At 32.8% G+C, this 24328-nt stretch carries 28 protein-coding genes; 5 read left to right on the top strand and 23 right to left on the bottom strand.

Features of this window, described 5'->3' with window-relative positions:
* Window positions 1–313 precede the first annotated feature (313 nt).
* The 6 genes from Mjas_RS06140 to Mjas_RS06115 form a co-directional block, all read right to left on the bottom strand.
* On the bottom strand, window positions 314–976 hold the full coding sequence (locus Mjas_RS06140; RefSeq protein ID WP_421077299.1) for a cytochrome c biogenesis CcdA family protein: 663 nt from the start codon (window positions 974–976) through the stop codon (window positions 314–316).
* A gap of 66 nt (window positions 977–1042) precedes the next feature.
* On the bottom strand, window positions 1043–1435 hold the full coding sequence (locus tag Mjas_RS06135) for a thioredoxin family protein (RefSeq protein WP_421077298.1): 393 nt from the start codon (window positions 1433–1435) through the stop codon (window positions 1043–1045).
* Between the two features lie 21 nt (window positions 1436–1456).
* The gene (trxR, locus tag Mjas_RS06130) at window positions 1457–2371 is read right to left on the bottom strand and encodes a F420-dependent thioredoxin reductase (RefSeq protein WP_421077297.1); all 915 of its coding nucleotides are present in this window, start codon (window positions 2369–2371) and stop codon (window positions 1457–1459) included.
* A 14-nt stretch (window positions 2372–2385) separates the two neighbouring features.
* Window positions 2386–3411: a hypothetical protein gene (locus tag Mjas_RS06125; protein WP_421077296.1), complete on the bottom strand. Its 1026-nt coding sequence runs from the start codon at window positions 3409–3411 to the stop codon at window positions 2386–2388.
* A 242-nt stretch (window positions 3412–3653) separates the two neighbouring features.
* Window positions 3654–4457, bottom strand: coding sequence for an SPFH domain-containing protein (locus tag Mjas_RS06120; RefSeq protein WP_421077295.1), 804 nt, complete (start codon window positions 4455–4457; stop codon window positions 3654–3656).
* Between the two features lie 37 nt (window positions 4458–4494).
* Window positions 4495–4932, bottom strand: a complete 438-nt coding sequence (locus Mjas_RS06115; protein ID WP_421077294.1) for an NfeD family protein — start codon at window positions 4930–4932, stop codon at window positions 4495–4497.
* Between the two features lie 146 nt (window positions 4933–5078).
* Here Mjas_RS06115 and Mjas_RS06110 point away from each other — a divergent pair, with 146 nt between their 5' ends.
* The gene (locus tag Mjas_RS06110) at window positions 5079–5990 is read left to right on the top strand and encodes a coenzyme F420-0:L-glutamate ligase (RefSeq protein WP_421077293.1); all 912 of its coding nucleotides are present in this window, start codon (window positions 5079–5081) and stop codon (window positions 5988–5990) included.
* On the opposite strand, the gene Mjas_RS06105 is transcribed toward Mjas_RS06110, so the two are convergent.
* The 3 genes from Mjas_RS06105 to Mjas_RS06095 all read right to left on the bottom strand — a co-directional run bounded on the left by Mjas_RS06105 (window position 5991) and on the right by Mjas_RS06095 (window position 7567).
* Window positions 5991–6284 carry a DUF362 domain-containing protein gene (locus Mjas_RS06105; RefSeq protein ID WP_421077292.1) on the bottom strand — a complete coding sequence of 98 codons (294 nt, stop codon included), beginning with the start codon at window positions 6282–6284 and terminating at the stop codon, window positions 5991–5993.
* Between the two features lie 415 nt (window positions 6285–6699).
* Complete coding sequence (locus Mjas_RS06100; RefSeq protein WP_421078591.1) at window positions 6700–7299, bottom strand: DUF362 domain-containing protein; 600 nt, start codon at window positions 7297–7299, stop codon at window positions 6700–6702.
* Complete coding sequence (locus Mjas_RS06095; RefSeq protein ID WP_421077291.1) at window positions 7295–7567, bottom strand: DUF362 domain-containing protein; 273 nt, start codon at window positions 7565–7567, stop codon at window positions 7295–7297. The genes Mjas_RS06100 and Mjas_RS06095 overlap by 5 nt, the downstream gene beginning before the upstream one ends.
* A 62-nt stretch (window positions 7568–7629) precedes the next feature.
* Between Mjas_RS06095 and Mjas_RS06090 the strand changes: the two genes are divergently transcribed.
* Window positions 7630–8226, top strand: coding sequence for a DUF483 domain-containing protein (locus Mjas_RS06090; protein ID WP_421077290.1), 597 nt, complete (start codon window positions 7630–7632; stop codon window positions 8224–8226).
* Between the two features lie 8 nt (window positions 8227–8234).
* Window positions 8235–8891: an NAD-binding protein gene (locus tag Mjas_RS06085; protein ID WP_421077289.1), complete on the top strand. Its 657-nt coding sequence runs from the start codon at window positions 8235–8237 to the stop codon at window positions 8889–8891.
* A 449-nt stretch (window positions 8892–9340) separates the two neighbouring features.
* On the opposite strand, the gene Mjas_RS06080 is transcribed toward Mjas_RS06085, so the two are convergent.
* The 11 genes from Mjas_RS06080 to Mjas_RS06030 form a co-directional block, all read right to left on the bottom strand.
* A complete protein-coding gene (locus Mjas_RS06080) occupies window positions 9341–10054 on the bottom strand; it encodes a 4Fe-4S binding protein (protein WP_421077288.1) in 714 nt (237 codons plus the stop codon).
* 4 nt (window positions 10055–10058) lie between these two features.
* Window positions 10059–10340: an ArsR/SmtB family transcription factor gene (locus Mjas_RS06075; RefSeq protein WP_421077287.1), complete on the bottom strand. Its 282-nt coding sequence runs from the start codon at window positions 10338–10340 to the stop codon at window positions 10059–10061.
* A gap of 4 nt (window positions 10341–10344) precedes the next feature.
* The gene (locus tag Mjas_RS06070) at window positions 10345–10590 is read right to left on the bottom strand and encodes a hypothetical protein (RefSeq protein ID WP_421077286.1); all 246 of its coding nucleotides are present in this window, start codon (window positions 10588–10590) and stop codon (window positions 10345–10347) included.
* 30 nt (window positions 10591–10620) lie between these two features.
* Window positions 10621–11565 carry a hypothetical protein gene (locus Mjas_RS06065; RefSeq protein ID WP_421077285.1) on the bottom strand — a complete coding sequence of 315 codons (945 nt, stop codon included), beginning with the start codon at window positions 11563–11565 and terminating at the stop codon, window positions 10621–10623.
* A 4-nt stretch (window positions 11566–11569) separates the two neighbouring features.
* Complete coding sequence (locus tag Mjas_RS06060) at window positions 11570–12331, bottom strand: DUF2202 domain-containing protein (RefSeq protein ID WP_421077284.1); 762 nt, start codon at window positions 12329–12331, stop codon at window positions 11570–11572.
* Between the two features lie 50 nt (window positions 12332–12381).
* Window positions 12382–13413: a cell wall-binding repeat-containing protein gene (locus tag Mjas_RS06055; RefSeq protein WP_421077283.1), complete on the bottom strand. Its 1032-nt coding sequence runs from the start codon at window positions 13411–13413 to the stop codon at window positions 12382–12384.
* Window positions 13414–13474: 61 nt separating this feature from the next.
* On the bottom strand, window positions 13475–13756 hold the full coding sequence (locus Mjas_RS06050; RefSeq protein ID WP_421077282.1) for a hypothetical protein: 282 nt from the start codon (window positions 13754–13756) through the stop codon (window positions 13475–13477).
* Between the two features lie 224 nt (window positions 13757–13980).
* Window positions 13981–15330 (bottom strand): AIR synthase related protein, encoded by a 1350-nt coding sequence (locus Mjas_RS06045; RefSeq protein WP_421077281.1) that lies wholly within the window; start codon window positions 15328–15330, stop codon window positions 13981–13983.
* 98 nt (window positions 15331–15428) lie between these two features.
* On the bottom strand, window positions 15429–16460 hold the full coding sequence (locus Mjas_RS06040; protein ID WP_421078590.1) for an RNA-guided endonuclease InsQ/TnpB family protein: 1032 nt from the start codon (window positions 16458–16460) through the stop codon (window positions 15429–15431).
* A complete protein-coding gene (locus Mjas_RS06035) occupies window positions 16385–16738 on the bottom strand; it encodes a hypothetical protein (protein ID WP_421077280.1) in 354 nt (117 codons plus the stop codon). Before Mjas_RS06035 ends, Mjas_RS06040 begins: the two co-directional genes overlap by 76 nt.
* A gap of 213 nt (window positions 16739–16951) precedes the next feature.
* Window positions 16952–17341: a nascent polypeptide-associated complex protein gene (locus Mjas_RS06030; RefSeq protein ID WP_421077279.1), complete on the bottom strand. Its 390-nt coding sequence runs from the start codon at window positions 17339–17341 to the stop codon at window positions 16952–16954.
* Window positions 17342–17447: 106 nt separating this feature from the next.
* On the opposite strand from Mjas_RS06030, the gene hypD reads away from it, so the two are divergent.
* Both hypD and Mjas_RS06020 read left to right on the top strand, forming a co-directional pair.
* Entirely contained in the window at window positions 17448–18557 is a 1110-nt protein-coding gene (gene hypD / locus Mjas_RS06025) for a hydrogenase formation protein HypD (protein WP_421077278.1), read from the top strand.
* A 128-nt stretch (window positions 18558–18685) separates the two neighbouring features.
* The gene (locus Mjas_RS06020; protein WP_421077277.1) at window positions 18686–21394 is read left to right on the top strand and encodes a cation-translocating P-type ATPase; all 2709 of its coding nucleotides are present in this window, start codon (window positions 18686–18688) and stop codon (window positions 21392–21394) included.
* Window positions 21395–21456: 62 nt separating this feature from the next.
* On the opposite strand, the gene Mjas_RS06015 is transcribed toward Mjas_RS06020, so the two are convergent.
* From Mjas_RS06015 to Mjas_RS06005, 3 genes are all read right to left on the bottom strand, one after another.
* The gene (locus Mjas_RS06015; protein WP_421077276.1) at window positions 21457–22254 is read right to left on the bottom strand and encodes a CBS domain-containing ParB/RepB/Spo0J family partition protein; all 798 of its coding nucleotides are present in this window, start codon (window positions 22252–22254) and stop codon (window positions 21457–21459) included.
* Window positions 22255–22292: 38 nt separating this feature from the next.
* Window positions 22293–22571, bottom strand: coding sequence for an RNA repair domain-containing protein (locus Mjas_RS06010; RefSeq protein ID WP_421077275.1), 279 nt, complete (start codon window positions 22569–22571; stop codon window positions 22293–22295).
* A gap of 65 nt (window positions 22572–22636) precedes the next feature.
* Complete coding sequence (locus tag Mjas_RS06005; RefSeq protein ID WP_421077274.1) at window positions 22637–24124, bottom strand: DHH family phosphoesterase; 1488 nt, start codon at window positions 24122–24124, stop codon at window positions 22637–22639.
* Between the last annotated feature and the right edge of the window lie 204 nt (window positions 24125–24328).

Genomic DNA, 24328 nt, shown 5'->3' with positions numbered 1-24328 from the left:
TGTAATTCAAACAACACTGTTATATTAGACGAAATCACTTCGTGATTTCGTTGCTCGCTTACTACCGTAAGCGAGAACCCAACGAGTTCACCCGTTGGAGTAGGTCAGAAAGTAAGTGATGTGGGAAATACACAACCTCAAATGGAGTAGTAATACAAAAATACCATGTAAAAACTGCAATAAAAAGTTTGTAATAAATCCAACATTAGACGAAAAACCTTAGGTTTTTCGCTGCTCGCTTCCTTAAAGAATTAACATATGTTTTTATTTCACCATTTTTTTAAAATCCACCATTAAAATAAAACTTTCAGACTTATAATCCGACAGCCACACCAAAGATTAGATAAATTCCCAGTATTATAAGTATTATCCCCGATATTACATTTGCTATTTTAGAATCTGCAATATTTTCAAGGATTTTTTTACCTTCTGCACCAGCCACACTTAACAATACTATGGGAAGTCCATAACCCAGCGAATAAATTAGTAGTGCAAAAAATCCAAATATTACATCCGCTTTTGAAGCTGTATATGTTAATATACCTGCTAAAACAGGGTCTGCACATACATTTGCACCAAATCCATAAGATACTCCCAATACAATTGAAGTTAATACTTTGTATTTAAATGATACCTGTTTATTAAATTTTTTTATAATTTTTGTAAATGGATTCTGTTTCGACCTAAACGAAAAACCTTTTTTAAACAATATCATTATACCGAATAATATAGCCAGAGCTCCTGCTAAATATTTTATATTCGAGAACCCTACAATAATTCCAAATGCTGATGAAAGTGCCCCCAACAAACTAAAAACTATGGAAAATCCCAGAACAAAGCTTAAAGATATTATAAATGCTTCGGTTTTTGATTCAGAAATTCCAAATGTGTATGCAAATACAACAGGTAGCACAGTCATGACACAGGGCCCCAATGCCGTAAAAATCCCTGCAATGAAAATTAAAATTAAATCCATACTTCCACCTTTAATAATGCAAAAAAGGTTTTATAAAAATAAAAAGAGAGCAACGATTAAAAACAGTCATTGATTATACAAATTCTTAGCCTTTTCTTTTATTTCTTCTGGATTATATCCTATGGTTTTATCAACAACTTTTCCATCTTTAACATATATAATTGTAGGTAATGCCCTTACACCATACTGGTTAGCCAAATCTGGATTTGCATCGGTATCTATTTTTATAACCTCAATACCTTCTTTTTCAAGACTGTTTATTGTAGGTTCAAGAGCCTTACAGTATCCGCACCAGTCGGCATAAAATTCAAGAACGACCGTTTTATTTTCATTATTTAAACCTGCATTTGATGAGATACCATCATTAGTGGAGATAGCAGGTTTAGCACTTATGCATCCCATAATCAATACTATAAAAAATAGAGGGATTAATATTAATAATTTAGAATAATTATCCATGCTATCGCCGTTTCCATATTATTATTTTAAACTGTTTAGATACTTTGAAGCACTGGCAAGTGCAACTGCACCTTCACCAACTGCTTTGGATACCTGTAAAACCCCTCCTGCAATATCTCCGCAGGCAAATATACCATCAATATTTGTCTTGCATGATTTATCCACTACCACAAACCCACTTTTATTTAATTCTATGCCGCTACCTTCTAAGAATTCAGAGTTTGGTATATGCCCCATGCTTATAAAAATACCGTCTGCTTTTATTTCCTTTTCTTCTCCGTCGATTGATACCAAAACACCCTCTGCTTTATCACTACCCAGTATTTTTAAAGGTTTTGCATTGGTAATTACTTCTATGTTTTCAGCACTGTTTAATCTTTCCATCATAATACTTTCAGCAGCCCTGAGCTCCTCCTTATCTGTAATCACAGTTACCTTTTTCACAATGTCCTTTAAATTCAATGCAGACATAACCGCAGGAGTTCCCCTTCCAACAACTATTACCTCCTTGTTCAAGTAGAAGAATGCATCACAGGTTGTGCAGTAGCTCACCCCCCTTCCAACGAAATCATCTTCATTTAATCCCAATTTTTTATCCTTTGTTCCCGTTGCTATTATTATGGCTTTTGCAGTATATGTGTTATTTTCCCCAATTACCTTGAAGGGTCTATCTGATGTGTCGATTTTTTTAATTGTATCATGAGTAATATTTAAATTAAATTTCTTTGCATGTTCTACGAATTTTTGAGCTAACTCAAAACCTCTTATATTGTCAAATCCAGGATAGTTTTCCACAATTCCTGCTTCTGCTATTTTTCCCCCTTCATTCTCTTTCTCTATACAAAGAGTGTTTAATTTTGCCCTCATTGCATATATTCCCGCTGTTAATCCCGCAGGACCTCCACCAATTATTATTAAATCATATACTTCATCCATAATATCACCTGTTTTTATTTCAGTATATATTTATTGATGTTATCCTTTAAATATTCCATGCATTTTTTACAATCCCCTTTTATATGATTTTCAAATTCCTCAATATTTATTTCATCATCATTACATAGGAAGGCATGTAAATTATATGATGTGCATCCGTATGGGGATTTACCATCGTTTAATCTGAACTTTTTAATCTCTTCATCAATAGGGTTGTTTAAATAGAATACCTCATAATCATAGCCTTCATTCATTACTGGCTTATTCGTGAGAGTCGGTGGGCTTCTTGTAATTACTGCGGAGCTCCCTGAAATCATATTCGCATACTTCATTCCTTCAATACTTGAAGCCGGTTCAATTATTGTTGTTTTGTCCTTATTGATGGCTTCTGGAAGGAATGAGACTTTTATTCTTAACCATGTGCTTTCCTCAGGATTGGTTTCTATAATCTCCCTACCTTTTTTAGACATGTTTGAGTTGTTTAAGTAAAATTGATAATGTTCATTGCAGAGCTCCCTCAACCTACTGTCAAATGATGACTTATGTGTTGGGAAGTATTTCAATTTCCCAGCTTTATTTTTATTTTTTAATTTTTTATCGTAGTATTTTTTAAAGTTCTCCCCAGCTTTTTTTGTTAGTTTAAGAGCTTCTTCAAATGAGATTTCTGTTTTATACTCTATAAGTTTTGCATATTCGTATGTTTCTATAATTATGTTTGTGGAATATTCCTCTTTTGTCTCCACAGCAATGGAAACGTAATCCTCAAATGTAGGGTGCCTCATAAGCATTTTTTGAACTTCCTCAATAGTAGTATCCTTATTTAAGCTCCTTATCTCCTTCGGAGTTAATAGACATGGTCCCGTTGTAATGTCGTTGTATATCTCATCCCCCATCATACCGATAAACCTATAACTTTGCAAATTTGTGAATTCATGCTGATTTACCGGCTTCAAATGATTTTTCTCTATAATCCTATTCCAATATTGTGGATAATTATGTCTCCAATAAAGATTTGTAAATTCTTTTTGACAGATTACCAATCTACCACCCATGTAATTTTATGAATAATATTGATTAACTTAATATATAATGTTTATGATTATGGCATAATATTGCACTATTATGTTTTATAATATGGTGCAGGTAGTATATATAGTTTTTGTCTAAAATAAATATATATGAATGCAATAATGTAATTAAAGTAGGTGATAAATATAAAAGATAATAAGATAATAAAAATAAAAATTAAACTAAAAATAAAAAAATAAAAAAGCTTAAAAACTTATTTTTTAATAAGCTTCTTTGCAACATCCATTATATTTTCAGAGATTATATATTTCGTGTTTTCCTTCAACACCGTGCTAGTTACATCAAGTGCCTTATAAAGCTGTGCTTCATCCTTAAAGTATTGCTGTGCGGCTTCTGCAACAATTTTTATTGCCTTTGCCTGTCCCTCAGCTTCAATTCTCAAACTCTCAGCTATACCCTCTGCCTTCAATATCTTACTTTGTTTCTCCCCTTCTGCCTCCAATATTGCGGCTCTCTTTAATCTCTCTGCCTTCATCTGCTGAGTCATGGCATCCTTTATATCTTGTGGTGGCTCTATCTCCCTGAGCTCTACCTTTTCAACCTTCACACCCCATGCGTCGGTATCTTTATCAAGAGTTTCCAAGAGTTTTGAGTTTATAAATTCCCTTTTGTTTAGAACTTCGTCGAGCTCCATGCTACCTATCATAGCCCTTAATGTCGTTTGAGCAAGATTTACTATGGCATACTCATAGTTTTGCACCTCCAACAGAGCTCTTTTTACATCTACAACTCTATAATAAATAACCGCATCTATTGAAACTGCGGCGTTATCTCGTGTAATCATCTCCTGAGGCGGAATATCTATAACTTTTGTCCTTACATCCACCCTTACAGGTTCTTCTATAAGTGGTATTAGTATATTTACTCCGGGTTTTAATACCCTAGATACTTTACCCAATCGAAATATTATACCTAATTCATACTGATTTACAATTACCACGGATTTTATTATTATATAGAGCACCATTAAACCTACTATTAACCAAAACCAATTCATTATACCCCTCCGTATATTTTTAATATTTTTTGTTTTTTTATTCAGTATTTATTTCAGTATTATTTATTTTCTCGACAACTAAACTTACCCCTTCAATACCTACTATTTTTATTTTATCCCCTTTTTTCAGAGGTTCTTTTGCCTTGATGTGCCATTTTTCATTGTCTATGGTTATCAGCCCATATCTCTGTTCATCCAAATCATTAGGTAAAATCAGCTCCCTTCCTACGAATCGCTCTGCCCCTATTTTTATATCACTGCCCACATTATACACCAGACGATACATAATATAAACGGTAATTAATCCAGACAATATGGCAACAGGCAATGCCAATGAGGGCAGAAATATCAAGAATATGCCATATATCAACAATGCTATACCTATTGCTGGAAAATAAAGCCCGGGCGTAATTACTTCAAAAAGTATTAACGCCAAACCCACCAATATTAGCAGATACCCCAAACTCATGTCCATAAAATCACATTTTATTTTTTATTATATATATTGCTTATAATTATATTATTTTTTTATTATATATTCTTATTTTATCACTTATGTTATATATTTATTTATATAATCAAAACTATTCGATATTTATACATTTATTAAATTGTGAGACTATGAAAGATAGGGCATATACTAAACACATAAAAGCAATACCTATAAAAACCAAATATATTCGAAGAAACGAAGATTTTGTTCCAGAAGTGATAAATTCACTAAAAAGAGAAATGAAAAAGGGATTAAAAATAGAAAACGGCGATTTTATCATATTAAGTGAAAAATTCGTTGCAACAAGTGAAAATAATTTTGTAGATGAAAAAAATGCCAAACCTAAATTTTGGGCATATTTTTGCTATTACTGGTCAAAATACCTGTGGGGCTATGTATTAGGGCCAATACTAAAAACACGAAAGGATAGGGTAAAAAATCTTAGAAAAATGCCAAAAAAAGAAACTTTGAAGCACAAACAGGTTGTAATTGATAATGTTGGTCTTATTTACGCGTTAAAACCTGCTTCGGAAGGGGGCGTAGATTTAACAAATGTTCCGGGAACCTATGCTGCACTTCTTCCAAAAAATCCAAAAAAATCTGCGGAGAGACTATACAATGCCATTAAAGATGAATTAAATTTGGATGTTGCGGTTATGATTATAGACACCGATGCAACATATAAATTTTTTAAGTGGTATATAACAGCATTACCTTATGCAATGGATGGTATAATATCAAAAGTCGGAGCTCTGGGATACATAATTGGTAAATTGGGGGGGTTGTTAAATGTGGGTGGATTATGTGGGGCCACCCCATTGACTGTTGTAGGCAATGAAATCTATAAAAAATATACCATGGATGAGCTCCTATACATTGCAAATCTTGCAGATACATCACAGGTGCCTTTTACAAAATCAATCCATGATATTATGAAAAAATACAATACATTTGAAATTACAGAGGATGTATTAAGTGAGTTGGAACATACTCCGATAGTGTTAATTAAAGATTCTGAAAGGAGCAAAAATAATCAATAACTAATTCACCCAAAACCTACTTCTTAAATCGATGGCATCAAATCCGCACATTTCATGACAGCAATAGCAATTTATACATTTTTTTGAATCTATTTTCAAATTATCTATTGATATAGCATTGACTGGGCACACATACTCACAGATTTTACATTTCCTACATTTTCTCTTATTTATTTTCGGTTTCTGAACCATGATTGAAAATATCAGCTTTACAATCTTTGGAGGAAATATGGAGATTAAATAAAATGTATCTGGCTTTTTAAATTTCATCCTATTGATATTGTTTAAATCCATTTCCGAGCGAAGCGAAGGAAATCGTAATTTTGAGATTTTTTCGGTTTTATTGTTATTTACGATAAACCGCCGAGAAAGCCAACGATTTTAATCGTTATACAAAACATAGTTTTGTAAAATCTCTTATGAGATTGGATGAGAGGCGGGACATTATATCGGCTAGTAAGTAGTAAAATATAAATATGTGAAGATTAGTAGTAAGTAACGCTACCAGTCCAAGTATCTATGGGTAGGGTTATCGAAAACTCTACCGCTGGTAGTGTTTGGAAATTCAAAAGGTAGCCCTGAATCTCCTAAACGGAGATAGGGGTAGTGGGCTTGGCCACCCGTGTAGGGTTAAACCCTACTAAAATTAGACGAAATCACTTCGTGATTTCGTTGCTCGCTTACTACCGTAAGCGAGAACCCAACGAGTTCACTCGTTGGAGTAGGTCAGATGTATGAGTTCATACTCAACACCATCATCTAAAAACCTATATGTTAAAATATCGTTGGGATTGTATCCTATGTAATAGGATGCAAATAAATCAACAGCAACAGAACTTTTTGAGGCAATTACTATTTTTGAATTTATAGGTTTTCCATTGCTTGGTCCATTTCCTTCCATCCCATAGATTCCATCCATTATGGTAATTGTTTCTTTATCTTTTATTATGGTGTTGTGGAGCTCTACCAATAACTTTGCAAAATCATTTTCCTTTGGATAGACACCATGAAGTTTTGGCTTCAATCCACCGGGAATACATCCATATAGGTTTTTAACTGCCCCAGTGTATTTCATAAGTATGTGGGTTTTTAATTTTGGGAGATTTATTATCAAATCACTATCTACAACGGTTTTTGGAAGTGTTATTTCACTATTTAGTATTTTTGTTTTTATAACTTCATCGTTTTCAAATGAAAGATGCTTTACATTGTATTTTTCACATGCTTTTCTGAGCTCAGATACTTCAAAGGATTTTTTTGTAGAACTTGACGAAAACTCGAAGAGTTTTCGTAAGTCAGCGAATTCAATAGAATTCGCTTCGATATCCCGATGAGTCCCCTACAATGATTTTATTGGCGTCTATGTTCTTAGTATCAATCAAATATTTCAAAATCCACTCTAAAAATTTTGGATGAGTTGTTGCACATCTATTTGGTGGATAAGGTCCTAAAACATTTGGCTTTATAAGTATTTTATCAAATTCATTTAAATTAATGGATTCGAAGGTTTTATTTAGTATCTCTACATTATTATCTAATGAATCATAATTATCTATTATCGAATAATACACTTCCATAATACCACCATTTTAAAATAAAATATTATATTATTATCCTAAATAATATAAAATGTGATAGTATGAATGCTGTTGAGTCAATGAAAGAAATTCTTAAAAAAATAACATCTGCAAGAGAAGGAAAATCAGATTTAAATTTTATAGCTTCCCGTATTCAAAATATGGATGATGAAAAATATAACTATATAATATATCGACTTACAAAACAAATAGAAATTGTTAAAAAATACAATCCAAAGGTTAGACCTGCAATAGACCCTATGGTTTCATCTGAGCTCGGAGTATATTCAGGTTTAGATTTTCCAGAGGAATATGGGATATTAATGGGATATCCAAAATGCTGTGTGGAATCATTTAAATCTGCGAGATTTGGAATAGATGCCGAACACTTAAAGGAAGCAGAAGAAATAAAGGATGGAATAAAAAAAGACATATTAGAAAATAATAAAGATGTAAAGGAGAAGGTTGCCATAATAATGCCGTCTGGATTTATTCCATGTAGTTTAAAATGTGAAGAGGCGTGGAAGAGAAATCTTATTAACATTATATCCTATGAGGAACATTTAATTATTCAAGAGCTCGAAGCAGAATTGCTTAACGCACTTCCCCATTTTCATGGAGCATATAATGAATATTATGAAAAAATACTGTTATTGTAGGAGATAAAATGTATATAATAATAGCTGGAATGGGTAGAGTGGGATTTGCACTGGCAAAATCCCTTTCAGGAAAAAATCACGATTTAGTGCTTATTGATATGGATAAAAAAGTTTGTGAAGATGTTGCAAGTGAAATTGATGCCTTGGTGATAAATGGAGATTGCACCAGCATCAAAACCCTTGAAAATGCAGGTATTGATGATGCCGATATGTTTATCGCAGTAACTGGTCATCAGGAGATAAATTTAATAAGCTCTTTGCTTGCTAAGAATTACCAAATACCAAAAACAATTGCAAGGGTTAGCGAACCAGAATATAAGGAAGTATTTGAAAAATTAAATGTAGATGTTGTTATCAGCCCCGAGCTCGTGGCTGCAAATTATATTGAAAAACTCATAAACAGACCTGGGATTGTAGATTTAGCAATCGTAGGTGGCGGTGATGCGGAAATTCTCGAATTAATCATAGACTCAAACTCGCAGGTAGCCAATAAACACATAAAGGAGCTCGGCAAAAATAAGGAATATTTAATAATTGCAGTATATGAGGAGAATGAATTAAAAATACCTGATGGCGAAACAGAATTAAAACCAGACGATAGAATACTTATTCTGGCAAAAAAGGATGCTGTGGATGAGGTTAGAAAACTATTTACTGAAACATGATAAAAATATAACAAGAAAAAGATATACAAAGGTTAATAAATAAAAAATAAAATAAGTAAAATAATGAATATTAAGATTTACGATAAACCGCCGGGAAAGCCAACGACTTCAGTCGTTATACAAAACATAGTTTTGTAAAATCTCTTACGAGATTGGATGAGAGGCGGACATTATATCGGCTAGTAAGTAGTAAAATATAAATATATGAAGATTAGTAGTAAGTAACGCTACCAGTCCAAGTATCTATGGGTGGGGTTAGTGAAAACTCTACCGCTGGTAGTGGTTGGAAGTGCATAGCGTAGCCCTGAACCCATTAATGGGTAGGGGTAGTGGGCTTGGCCACCCGTGTAGGGTTAAACCCTACTAAAATTAGACGAAATCACTTCGTGATTTCGTTGCTCGCTTACTACCGTAAGCGAGAACCCAACGAGTTCACTCGTTGGAGTAGGTCAGTTAAAGGTAAAATCAACTCCTTTTTTCCTACATGAACTTATACATTCAAAGCATCTTATACATTCATGCTGTTCTATTTTTTCAGTAAGCTCTATCTGCATTGGACATTTTCTTTCGCACATTCTACATTTTACACATTTATCATTTAATTTCAATTTAAATATGGGTTTTATAGAAAGTAGCCCAAGTAATGCCCCTATTGGACAGAAATATCTGCAAAATGCCATGGGATATATGAACCCCAATACTATAAATCCGACGAGAATGGCAAATGAAATTAGAGTTCCAGATAAGTTTGTGAGAGCTCCGATAGGACATACTGAACAATAGGCGTATGTTGTAAAATGGTATGTTAATATAATGAATAACACCAACATAACATATTTTAAGTATTTTAATTTATTGTGGATGTTTTTTGGAACTTCTGGAAGTTTTTTTAACCCTGATAACTTAACTCTTAACTTATATGTTAAATCAAAAATAAAACCCAATGGACACATCCAACCGCAAAATACTCTTCCAAAAATTATTGTGAGCAAGGATATTACAACCACAACGGGAACGAAATAAATACTCCCCATCAATATGAATTGCTCAATATATCCAAAAATGCACAGGCAGAAGAAGCTTGAAAGAACGGCTGATAAGATTACAAATTTTATAAAAAATGCCGACTGGACTATTTTTCTTACAGTTTGTAGTTTATCCATAATATCACTCAAAAAATTCATCTATTTTATCATTGTCTATGCAAAATTTAAATTCCTTTGATTTGTATATTCTCTTAGCCCTTGCATCATCCAATATTAAATCACTTTCCACTAAATCAGCTTCTTCCAATTTTTTTAAATGGGTGTATATAACCGGTCTTGATAGATTTAGTGTTTTTGCCAATTCATAAATGTTCATGGGTTTTTTATTCAAAAGATGAATTATTTTAATTCTTACAGGGTTAGACAGTGCATCTCCTATCTTAATAGTTTTTTCCAAATTCATAAAATCACTCAATCTCTTCCCATTTTTTCTTCAACTCCTTAACAGTTTCTTTTATTTCCGCAGTATCCTTTTCTATTTTTGCCAATTCTATATCGCTATTTGGTTTTTTAAATATCAAATATGCTAACATTATTATAATAATTACCAAAAGCACAATTACTATATCCCATTCATATCCAAAAAAATGTCCTGTTGTTGTAGTTGGCATAGTATTTCCTCCAATATGGTTAATTCCAGCACCATAAGGCATTATCTCCACCTCAGTAAAAAGCTAAAATAATCAATTACTTTTAAATAAATTTCTTAAATCCAGTTCTGTGAATAAGAACTTTATTATTTTATCAATTATGGATTCGGAAGTATTTAAATTATCACCATTGGTGGAGACATTTGTGCTGTCTATACTTACAATTCCTTCGTCAATCATACAGTTAAGTATTGCCTCTTTAAGGTCAGTTGGAGATAACCCATAAACTTCTTTAATTTCATTTAAAGTGGTGTTTTCGTTTAATTCATTAATTAATGTTTCTTTTAATTGATTACTTTTATCAATAGAATCTTGAACCGTTTTAGTGTCTAAAACTACTTTTCCATCATCTATTAAACATTTAAGTATTGCCTCTTTGGATTTTGATGGTGGTATTCCATAAGTTTTTTTAATGGTATCGAATGTAGTGTCATCATCCACCGATACCCCTAAATTTCTCTTTAAATCCTCAGGATTTATACCATACATTTCGCAAATTTGTTTTATGGTATAGCTCTTTAACTCACTTCCTGATATGTCTATATATTCATCAACTATCTCTTCTGTAAGCTGTATCTCATCAGATGGAGAGCTCTTGCTCATTTCGTTGATTTCATTTATTTTTGATTTTAAAGCATTAATTAAACAATCCTGACTTAGGTTATATTCTTCGCACACCTGTTTTATAGTGTAGTTTTTCAACTCACTACTTGGCGTTGGAACATATTTATCAATAAGTTCCTCCGACATCGTTCCTTCACTTGTTGGTGGTATGTTTGACGGAGCTCCGCTCATAGTAGGTGCTGGCTCACTGTGGTCACATATCCCGTTGTTGTTTGTATCAATGTATTTTCCACACTCTCCTGGAAATGTGCATGATGAATCAGTTTTACCATAAGGACAGTCATCCCATGCGTAAATTGTGCTTAAAGAGGATATTAAAAATATATTAAAAAAAATAAAAAATAGTTTTTTCATAATCTCACCTGTTAGGTCCTCCTCCTCTCTCCATTGAGCTGCTTAGTATTTGCTCATATTCTTCATTGCTTATGTATTGTGGAGTGTAATTTGCCCCGTAGTTATTTAACATCCCAACAAAAGCTCTCATATGGTTTCTTGAACCTTTCATTAGATTTTCATAAACCAATTTTATGTCTTCGTTATCGGTTTTGTTTATCCAATTTTCTAAATCGGCAATATCTAAATCCTCAATAGTAGCCCCAACTATCAACGCATCAACAGCTGACTGACTACCTTTTTCAACTAAACTATTATATAATTCCTCAAATTTTGGATTTGAGAATTTTCCAACTTCTTCACTTTCAACTGGGTCTGAGATATTGTATTTTTCTAAGAGATATTTTACTGAATCAGTGTGGGTTTGTTCGCTATTGGCAATATTTTTGAATATCTGTAATTTCCACTTATCATATAATATTAAATAAACATCTCTTGCTAATTTCTCTTCTTCCCTCATTTCAATTAATCCTTCCTTTTCTTCTTCACTTATTGACTGTTGCGGGAGTGCATCAATATTCTCACACATTAAGCTAACATTTACATCTCCATTATTATTTACAATTCCTCCTTTTCCCATACCCATTTGATTTTGATGATAATCAACTTGATTATTTTGTATTTGGTTATTTGGCACCTGAGTATCTGTATTTTGAGATACACATCCTGCCAAAAGAACCATAGAAGCAACCAATGATATAACCGTTAATTTTAAGATATATTTCATAATATCACCTTAAATTTAAAAAATAAAAAAGATTTAATGTTGTGTATTTATTATTCCATCACTTTCATGTTTTGATGATTAATGTGTGGAGCTCCTGCATTTCCTACTGTGGTGTTTTCATATTGATGGTTCATAGGTGCGTTGGTGTTTGCAGGAGTTCCTGCATTTCCAACATTTTGATGGTCTATAGGAACTCCCATGTTGCCCATGTTTGTATTGTTCCCCATCATTTTACCATGGCCGCCAGGTTGCAAGTGCAATCTAACTGTTGCCATTTGCTCCCCTTCTAACTGCATCATTATTCTGTATGCGTCTTGATACTTGTTCTGGTTCATTAATGCATTGACTTCGTTTAATTGCTCTTCCAATTCAGTGGTGTTTATTCCCTGTCCTTTTAACATTTCAATTTTCATTTCCATGTATCTTATTCTATTTTGTATCATTGATTTTACTCTGTCTTCTGGAATGTTCTGAACAGCCACATTAAGCCCCTTATTTCTCAATCCATTTACCACTGCTGAGTGGTTGTATGGGCAAGCTGGATTTTCAATTACTTCTACTTTGTTAATTCTCAAATGTAATCTTTCAGGTTCTACTGATAAGTTAGTGCCGTTTGATAATACTACCAAACAATGACCGTCTCTTACTCTTGCCATTGTTTCATTTAGTGATATATCATCCATTCCATGAGCAACGCAGATTGTTGCATTTCCATATGCATGAGCAAACTCATTTTGGAATCTCAATGTGATATTTGCGTTTGTGTCGTATCTTGTCTGTCCGCCTATTCTTTCAACTGTGAGACCTTCATTTTCTAATGCAATGATGTAATCATCAACAACTGCTAAATTTCCACCAATTACTATTACTTTATCGGGATTAAGTGATTTTATTTCATCAATTACACTTTCGTTGTATATTCCCCATGTTGTAGTAATTACTGTTGCATTTAATACATTTGCAACTTCCAAAGCAGCCGTCTGGTCTGCATAATTATCACTTACCAATACGACATCTGTTGCAGATACTGCTGATGCCGACAGTGCTATCAGTGATAGAAGCACCATTAATTTTTTCAGCATATAATCACCTCTTGATTATAAAAATATTCATGTAATTATATTTATTTATATTTATTTAAACTTATTGATTATCATAATTATGGTATGCACAGCTCTGAGCTCCGTGTCTGTATCCATGACCGTGCCTGTATGCCATTCCACAGCATCCATCTTCTTCTGAATGATGGTATTCATTACCACAAATACATGATTCTTGTCCTGTGAAGTTGCATTCGGAACCGCAAAGGCAATTTACCGCATTTGATATTGTCCCATTTACCGTAGTGTCCGTATTGTAGGCATATATCCCACCAATTATTAAAAGAGATGCCAATGCCCCAAATAGTATGGTTGATGGTTTCATATTATCACCATGTTTTATTATTTGACAATATGTAGTATTTTTACTACACATTACTATGTTATGAAACAGCTATATATACATTATTGAGTAGTGTCAATAACATACACAACTGTGAAAATAAAAAAATGAAAAATGTAATATGCGAGAGTAAATAAGGGAATAAAGGTAAATAAAATGATACAGATAGATAATAAAAATAATAATGATAAATGATAAAAAATGAATTAAATGTTTTTATTCAATAACTCCTTTACAAATTCCTTCTTTTTAATTGCCTCATCACATGCCTTTTTAACCTTTTTCTTCATAATTTCAAATTCTTCTTTATCGGGCTTCATTTTATCCACGACTTTTTTAACTGGGGTGTATGCTGCCTCTCTGAACTCTGGAATCAATGGGATTTTTTTACCATTATCTATTAAATAACTGGTATTTCCTTCCTTTACTTCTCCAACTATCTTTGCACCAGTTTTTTCCATGATTTCATCCGCATGTTCCTTTGGAGCTATTATCAATAAACTATCCACTGAAACGCCCAATGGGTCAATATTCAACTTATTCAGCATATCCAAAACCTTTGGATTTATCAAACTATATATTTCATCCTTATAAAACTCCAATGAAACATTTGCAGTTTTTGAAATTTCGTAGGCGTCCCCCCTGAGTCCTCCGTTCGTCACATCAGTCATTACATGGATATATTTCAATAGGTCGTGTTTTATGAGATTTTTACATGCCTTTAAAAAATCCACATTAAGTGTTTCATAAATTACATCAAACATCCCATAATATAATGCCGTTGTGGATATTGTTCCTCCACCGCTTCCCTCAGTCATTAAAATTACATCTCCAACTTCTGCTCTTTTCCTTGCCGTTGGTTTGTTATCTTCAATTACTCCTATTGCCCCTACGGAGCTCACCATTCTATCTCCCAATACCATGTCTCCCCCAACTCTTAATGTGCTTCCTGCAACCAATGGAACGCCTATTGCCTCAGATACTGCACAAATACCGCTTGTAAAATCAAATATCTTGGATACATCCCCATCATCTGCTAAATGGATATCACTTATAAGTGCAACAGGGTCTGCACCCATTACAAAAACATCTCTAAGGCATGCCCTAGTGACATGAAAACCAGCTAAAAAAGGAAAATCACTTAATCTTGAATGAGTTCCATCAACTGCAACAACTATGTAGTTTGCGTTCGATTTTACAACTCCTGCATCATCCTGTTCCCTGCTATCAACTTCTGTTTTTTGATTTGTGCTTTCGATTATCCTTGCTATCTGCCTATGTATGAAAAAATCTCCTTCTCCTCTACTACCTCCTCCAATCTCTCCCATAGATACTCCTGATTCCTCACAGTCCAAAATATATTTTAATTTTTCATCGTCTATTTTTTTATAGGATTGAGTGGTTTTTACCTCTTGAATTACTGCCTCAACAAATTCCTTTGCAATTTCCTCATCTATTTTTTTGACTTCCATTACTCTCTTAAATCCATCTTCGATTATTTTATTTTCAGGTGTTTTTCTCTCCAAACATCTTTTTACATATCCTTCAATATCCATTTTTTTCACCGATAATTCAGCATGTTATAAATTATCTAAATTTTTATTTAAATTTTTAATAACCTGACATACTCCCACGATTAAAATCGTGGGGTTCTTTAGCAGGGTCTAACCCTACATGGGTTGCCAAGCCCACTACCCCTACCCATTAACGGGTTCAGGGCTACGCTACATGAAAATACTTTTTTTAAAATATTCAAAGCCCCGTTAATATCAGCATTCAAAACCATACCACACTCACTACACACATACAAACCCCTATACTTCCTATTACTCTTTTTAACCACACCACAATTACTACAAGTTTGAGAAGTATAAGATTCATTAACCTGTTCTACTGTTAATCCCCTTTCCTCTGCTTTATACTGTATCATACTTACTAACCTACCAAAAGGTATCTTGTGTATTTTCTCGTTGTTCTTTCTACCAATATTAATATTTGAAATACCTTTGTTTAACTCGCCGATTACAATCCTTGAAACTTTATTATCTACTGCAAAATCAACAATCATCTTACTGACCTTATGAAGATAATCCTTAGTGTAGTTTTTCTCCTTTACTGTTAAGTGTGATAATCTTTTGTTATTCTTTAACTCCTGTTTTGTTAGTGCAGACTGTATTTTCCCCTTTGTTTTAGCAAACCATCGGAATTTAGAAATTAACCTTCTTCCATCGTAGATTACTGCTTTCACCAACTGATGTTGGTGAGTAGCGAAAACCGAAGGTTTTCGCCTGATACCTGTGTTTGTTATTGCTGTTGCTAAATTCTTAATTCCTAAATCAATACTTAATATATTACCTTCTTTGATAGGTTCTTGAATTACTGGTTTCTTATGGATTAAGTGAAGTATGTAGTAGGTTATCCCATAGATGGTCTGCGGAACTATCTCAACTTCTTTAACCTGCATGGTATCAAGCGGTAGAGTTTTCGATAACCCTACCCATAGATACCTGCACTTGATACCATGCTTCTCTTTGAGATAGTTTTTAGTTTGTTTAGATAAGGATAATCTTAACTTATTGCCTATGATTTTGAAACCTTGCTTCTTCCATTTTACGGGAAAGTGTCCATCTTTTGGTTGGTATCGTGGTCTTTTAGTGTGTTGTTTGAAGTAGTTTTGCCATGCAATCGCTTGCGTAGCAAGCGAGCAACGAAAACCGAAGGTTTTCGTCTAATTTGAAGTTTTTGACATACTGCCTGTGCTGACTGTGAGTGCAGGTTTTTAAACCAGAAGTTGTTCTTCATTTGAACATCTATTTTATTTGGTTTAATGTTTCGCTGTATTACTTCGTAGTTGGATGTATTCCAGAGTTTTGATGCTGAATAGGTTAAATGGTTTATGATTATTAATTGTTCATTATTTAAACTTCTGGTTAGGTTTATTGTCAGCACTCTGGTTACTTGCATGGAATTCACCAAATTTATATATATGCTATTATTCTAATTACACTCATATATTATGTAGTGGAGTATATAAAAAAAATGATGTGCGCCTCTCATCCAATCTCGTAAGAGATTTTACAAAACTATGTTTTGTATAACGATTAAAATCGTTGGCTTTCTCGGCGGTTTATCGTAAAAAAATAAGTTTAATAATTTATAATTTAAAATTCAATAAATTTATTCACTTAGTTTTAAAATCGCCTCAGCTATATCTCCGTTGCATTCTTCCAATGCCTTTTTAGCCTCTTCTTTTGAAACATTGCACTGATTCATTACCATTTCAATATCTTCATCAGTGATATCTAATTTAACTTCTTCATCCTTTATTTTCTCTTCTGGTTTTTCCTCTGTTTCTTTCTTAATCTTTTTAGCCTTTCCTGTTATGGAGTATGTTTTGGTCCCCATCATATCCATTAATTGAACCTTTGGCTTTTCAAACACAAGTATTTTGTCCTCTAACTCGATTGTTACCTTCACCGCTTTTAAATCCTCAGCATCCATTCCAAAATCTTTCATCATCTTCTGCATTTGTTTTAACATCCTTGGATTCATCCTTCCTGGGAACATAATTTTCACCTTCACATTTTTATAAATTTTATAAATAACAATTTATATAGGATTAACCATTTTATTTTTAATAAGATATTAATATTATATAAACAGTAGGGATATTATGGCAATAAACATCAACGACAAAACTTTGATAAAAAAATCAATAGATACTATTAAAAAACTGTCAGGTAAAATAGATGACAATGTAAAGATAATGCATGTCTGCGGTTCTCATGAACATACCATCTGTAAATATGGAATAAGGGACGTTCTTCCTGAAAATATAACGGTTATACCAGGTCCTGGATGTCCAGTATGTGTCACCACTCAGAAAGAGATAGATACTGCAATTTATTTGGCTGAAAATGGATACACAATAACCACATTGGGAGACATGTATAGAGTTCCCGGAAGTAAAAAATCATTGATGCAACTTCAATCAGAAGGGGCTGATGTAAGGATAGTATATGGAATAGGGGATGCAGTAAAACTTGCAAAAGAGCAGAAGGAAAACAATAAGGGAAAAGTTGTATTTGTAGCCATAGGCTTTGAAACCACAGCACCAACAACAGCCGCGGAGCTCCTACATCTTAACAATAAATTAAGTGGTAATAAAAATGAATCAAACTTCTATATATTGAACTGTCATAGGCAAACACCACCAGTTATGGACTTTTTGCTTAGTCAAGGAACAACAAATATAGATGGATTTATATGTCCAGGGCATGTTTCAACAATTACAGGTTTAAAACCATACTATGAACCTTGTGAAAAATACGGAGCTCCGATGGTTGTAGCAGGATTTGAACCCCTTGATGTTTTGGTATCAATTGCCATGATTTTGAAGCAGATAATAAACAATACGGCAAAGGTTGAAAACGAGTATAAAAGGGCAGTTAGGGAAGAAGGAAACATGGTTGCCCAGAAGATGATAAACGAAGTGTTTGAACCTGCTGATGTTGCTTGGAGAGGTTTTCCAATTATAAAAGAAGGTGGCTTAAAACTTAGGGAAAAATATGCAAAATTTGACATATTTGAGCATGAGGATATCCCAGAAATAGAGGAAAAAATAAACAAAGGTTGCATATGTAGTGAAATACTAAGGGGGGAAAAATTACCCAGCGATTGTAAATTATTTGGAAATCCATGCAATCCATTAAATCCTATTGGAAGCTGTATGGTTTCTGATGAAGGAACTTGTAGGATATTTTACAAATACAGTAGATTGTAAATTAGTTCAAAAAACATAAATAATGTATAAATTTTAAAAATATGTCCATATACTCCATATTTTTATATTTTATTATTTTTTATCATCATACTACCGTTTTTATTTATTATTATATATTTTGTGATACAATGACATTGGGTTTAACGGAATGGGAAGCTAAGGAGAGATTGGAAAAATACGGATACAATGAGTTGAAAGCTAAAAAAAGAATAACATGGCTTAATATTTTAATCCGGCAGTTTGTGAGTAATTTCTTAGTGTGGGTGCTTATTGTAGCAATGGCTATATCCATTTTTATTGGTGAAGTGCTTAATTTTTGGATGATATTGTTTGTAATTATTTTTGTTATAATCATGGGATTTATTCAGGAGTATAAGGCAGAAAAAGCCATGGAATCTTTAAAAAAATTTGTTCAATATAAAACTCGGGTAATAAGGGATGGGGAATTAAGAGAAATATACAGTAGGGAAGTTGTTCCCGGAGATGTTCTTGTTTTAGAAATGGGAGATATAATTCCCGCTGATGCAAAAATTATAGATACAATTGGGGAATTTAAGGTTGATGAATCAATACTAACGGGAGAAAGTAAAGCTGTAAAAAAATCCAAGGGGGACTTAATTTTTGCTGGAACTCAGATTGTGCGGGGAAAATGTGAAGCTATTGTAATTAATACTGGTATGAGAACAGAGCTCGGAAAAATCGCAGATATGATTGAAAAAGATGAAAAAGAAAAAACACCACTTCAAATAAAAATACACAATTTGGGAAGAACATTGGCATTAATTGCATTATTATCCAGTTCTGCGGTGTTTGGATTTGGTATTCTTATGGGAGCTCCTATTGCTGAGATGTTAATGGTTGCACTTGCCCTTGCAGTGGCGGCTGTTCCCGAGGGGCTTCCACTCACTTTAACCCTTACCTTATCGGTGGGCATGCACAATATGGCAAAGCATAATGCAGTTGTAAGAAAGATGCTTGCAGTAGAAACCCTTGGTTCAACTACTGTGATTTGCACCGATAAAACAGGCACTTTAACAAAAAATGAAATGACTGTGGAAAAAATTTTTGTTGATGGCAAAATCTATGAAATAACTGGAAAGGGCTATGAACCAGAAGGGAAATTTTTTATAGAGGATAAGAATATTAAAGTAGATACTCAGGAAAATTTGGTTTTACTGTTAAAGGCTGTTTCCTTGTGCAACAATGCAGTAATTAGGAAAACCGATGGAATATGGGACTCCATTGGAGACCCAACAGAGGTGGCATTAATCGTTGCTGGTGCAAAGGCTGATTTATGGAAAGATAATTTGGAGAAAAGATACCCGAGAATAAAAGAAATAGCGTTTAGTTCCGAAAGAAAATTGATGACAACAGTTCATAAAGTAGATGAGGTAAATAATGTAAATAATGAGTTAATCGTATTTTCAAAAGGAGCTCCGGAAGTTATTTTAAAAAAATGCAAATTTATCAAACTTGACGAAAACTCTTCGAGTTTTCGTAAGTCAGCGAATCCGAAGGATTCGCTTCGAAAGGACAATGGAATATGGGAAATTAATGCCGATGAAATAGAAAAAATAATTGGGATGAATAACAAACTGGCGAGCTCATCCTATCGTGTTCTTGGCGTGGCATATAAAAAAATTTGTAATGAAGATTATTATGAGTATAATACGTTAAAAGATGATGAAATTGAAAATGATTTAATTTTTTTAGGTTTAGTTGGTATGACTGACCCGCCAAGAGAAGGAGTAAAAGAGGCAATAGAAACCTGTAAAAAAGCAGGCATAAAGGTAATAATGATAACAGGAGATAATGAAGAAACTGCAAAGGCAATAGGTAAGAAAATTGGGTTGTTGGATGATAATGATGATAATAAAACAGTCAAAAGAGTTATGACTGGAAACGAACTGGAAATATTAGATGAAAAAGAATTTGAATCTCTTGTGGATGTTGTGGAGATATACGCAAGAGTCATGCCTGAACAGAAATTAAAGATTGTTAAAACCCTAAAAAGAAAAGGTCATATTGTGGCTATGACTGGTGATGGTGTTAATGATGCCCCAGCTTTAAAAATGGCAGATATAGGCATAGCCATGGGCATAAAAGGAACTGATGTCGCAAAAGAATCCAGCGATATGATTCTCCAAGATGATAATTTTGCCACGATAGTGGAGGCAGTTAAAAGCGGTAGAAATATATACGAAAATATAGAAAAATTCACCTGCTATCTAATTTCCCGGAATTTTACAGAGGTAATCCTTATATCAATAGGCATACTAATATACGGTTTTAACTATCTTCCATTGTTGCCTTTACAAATTTTATTTATAAATGCATTTGACGAGGAGCTCCCTGCTATATCATTGGGTATGGACCCCGTAAGAAAGGATGTCATGAACAAACCGCCGAGAAAGATTGGGCAAGAGATATTGGCTAAAAAAAACTTTTTTTTAGTAATAAAATTAGCCAGTTTTATGGCTTTTGTGGCATTTATGGTATTTATTATTTCCAATCCAATAGCAAATATAGAATACGCAAGAACTATGGTTTTTACAACAATAGTAGGAATGGTAATATTTAATACCTTTAATTTTAGGTCATTGGATGAATCAGTATTTAAAATCGGAGCTCCGATGAATAAGATATTGATTTTAGCGGTAGTTTTTATATCCATAATAACATTGATTATTTTATACACTCCATATTTAAGGGGCATTTTTGAATTTACTACACTTGGATTAAGAGATTGGATAATATGTTTAGTTGCATCCTTTTCCACATTTATCTATATGGAAGTTGTAAAACTACTAAATAATAAAAAACCGCCAAATAAATAACAAAAATAAATATTAAATATTAAAATAAAAAAATATTTAAAAAAATATTAAAATTATCAATATCAATGCAAATGTGCTATCTTACTTCCAAGCCTATATATTTCACATGAATCATTTTTATCTTCATCTATTATCTTGACATCAGCCAGTGTTTTTAAACCCTGTTTTTCAGCAGTTTTCTCTATACCTAGTGGCTTATCTGTGTCTATTTCAATTATATACGCATCTAATTCTGGTATGTTTGATAAATAACATGCCACTGCCCTGTGATGTCCGTCAATTAATATATAATAATCTCCTTTTTTTGTTTTAATAACTATTATAGGTTCTGCAAGACCCCGTTTTAATTCATAAATTCTTCCAAACAACTCATCTTCATATACCTTTGATTGGGTAGGCCTAATTTTTTCAACTGGAACAATACCTTTTTCCAACTTAATATTATAACCTAAATTTTCATAGGTTTTTATTATCTTGTTCAATTTTGTAGGGGTGGTTTTTTCTATTTGGGACCTTATTACATCAGTATTTGTTATTATGCCCACTAAATTATTATCTTCATCCACAACAGGAAGTTTTGAAAATCCTGTTCTAAACATAATTCTTCCAACATCCCTAACATTTGCATCGGGTCGAGTAACAATCATATCTTCTCTTTTAATCATGAGATTTTTTATTTTTTCATTCTCATCCCTATCGATTAAATCATGGACTGAAACGATACCGACTAACTTACCATTTAATACCACAGGAAATGTATCATGAGTGGTTTCTTTAATAAGTTTCACCACATCCTTTACCCTATCCTCTGGACCGACATAATCCACATTTTTTGTCATATATTCCTCTACTTTCACCATATGAATAACCTTCTTTGTTTATATATTTTAGATAACAATTATCTTTTTACTTTTTTATACAAAATCTCCCCAGTTTTTTTGTTTCTAATTTCTAAAATTCTATGAAATGGAATGTGTCTTATTTGGTTATTCACATTATAAACTATAAATGAATCTTCTATCGATATTTTATCCATTGTGATAATCTTATTAAGAATTGACTGCCCCTTATAATCTTCCCTTTCACTATCGCTAACCCTATGCAAATAAACTATTTCATAGTCTTTTGAGTCGTAATCTGGATGCCAAATTATCTTGTTTATCAGTTCTTTGAGCATAATATCATACATTAGTATATTTTTATTTTTTATTATTTTTATTTATTTTTTATTTCTTATATTTTTTACTGCTCACTAATTTTGGATTTTTCCCCTCCTTCTTCAATACCCATGACTTCAAGTATTTTAGTTTGAATTGCCTCTTCAACCAATTTTCTAAGGGAATCTTTGTCTGAAACCGATTCAAAAATTCCGAGGTCTATGCTTGCCGCAGCAGATTTTTGGTGTCCTCCTCCTCCAAATGCTCTTTTCATTATGTCTCCAACATCAATCCTTAAATCTTTTGTTCTTGCACTTATGTGTATTTTGTTTTCAGAGATTCCAAAAGCGTATGTTGTTGTAATACCCTCCATTTTAAGTAAAAAATCCGCAGCTTTTGGTAGGGCATCTCTGTTTTTTATCATTCCAACATATGAAAGAGCTATACTGCTTCTGATTATCTTTCTGTTAATAATTGCCCTCGCCAATATTTCCATGGTTTCAGTATCCATTTCAGGATTTTCTATCATTTCTAGTGTCTTTGGGTCCATCAAATCCTGCAAATACCCCGCAGCTTCAAAGTCCTTTTTAGATGTCTTTCTTTTAAAATAGTTTGTATCCGTGCATATAGCATAATAAAGGGCAGTAGCCAAATCCTGTTTTGGTGTCATGTTTAAATGCATTAAATAATCTGTTAAAATAGTTGCCGCAGCTCCAACATCTGACCTAATATCCATATAATCAGCAATTAAATCTCCATTGTCATGATGGTCGATAATAATATCAATTTTATGATTTTTAGCATCTATTGGTAATACCTTTGAAGATGAGGCATCCACTAATGCAATGCCCACATAATCATCTAAATCTATCTCATCTATATGGATTAATTTTACGCCCAATAAATTAATCATTGCCTTATTTTCATCAAATCCTATTTTTCCACCATAGGTTATATCAGAATCTACCCCCCATTTTCCCATTATTCTTTTTAAAGCCATTGCACTTGCTATTGAATCAGGGTCTGGATTATTGTGCATAACTATTAAAAAAGGAACTTTATTATCTCCATTATTGTTATTTTCATGATTTTCAGTTAGTTTGGAATTTTCAGAAACATTATTGTGTCTTATTTTAACACTCATAACTATTTCTTCCAAATCCATTAATTTTCTTCTTAATTTAGATTTTTCTATTTCATGTATGACTTCCTTAGCCGCACATTCTATTGGATAAATTATTTTATTTACATTAATACCAGAATATAAATCAGGATATTTTACAATCCCTCTAACTATTAAATATCCTTTTGGATTTAGTTCAGACACCAATTCTGCTATTTTTTTGTTTATTTCATATTTATTAGTTAGTACCAATATAGTGTCCGCATCTTTAATATCGGCTCTATTGAGCGTTTCTTTCTCAGACGCATCCCCTACAACATAGTTAAAATCAACTTTTTCAAGAGATTCAAATACCGAAGCATTTTTATCAATTACAACGACTTTATCCATGGTTTTGGCATAATTTACAACCTTACGACCAAAAGAGCCATAACCTATAATTAATATCATGATATGCCTCCAAGAATAGAGAGATTTAAAGGATTAAATATTATAATATGTATTTTGAATTTAATTAATTTATCCTAGCTGATTTATGTATCTTGTAATTATATCATATATATTACTTACGATTTTAATTTATTTTAATTTATATACATTTAAAGTGAAAATAGGGAACTTAAAAATATATAAAATTTATATGAATATAATAAA

This window comes from Methanothermococcus jasoni (assembly GCF_049075655.1).
In the GTDB taxonomy this organism is placed as follows: domain Archaea; phylum AGJL01; class Methanococci; order Methanococcales; family Methanococcaceae; genus Methanofervidicoccus.
Note: the sequence above shows the minus strand (reverse complement) of the source record. Positions and strands in the feature narration are given on the sequence as shown.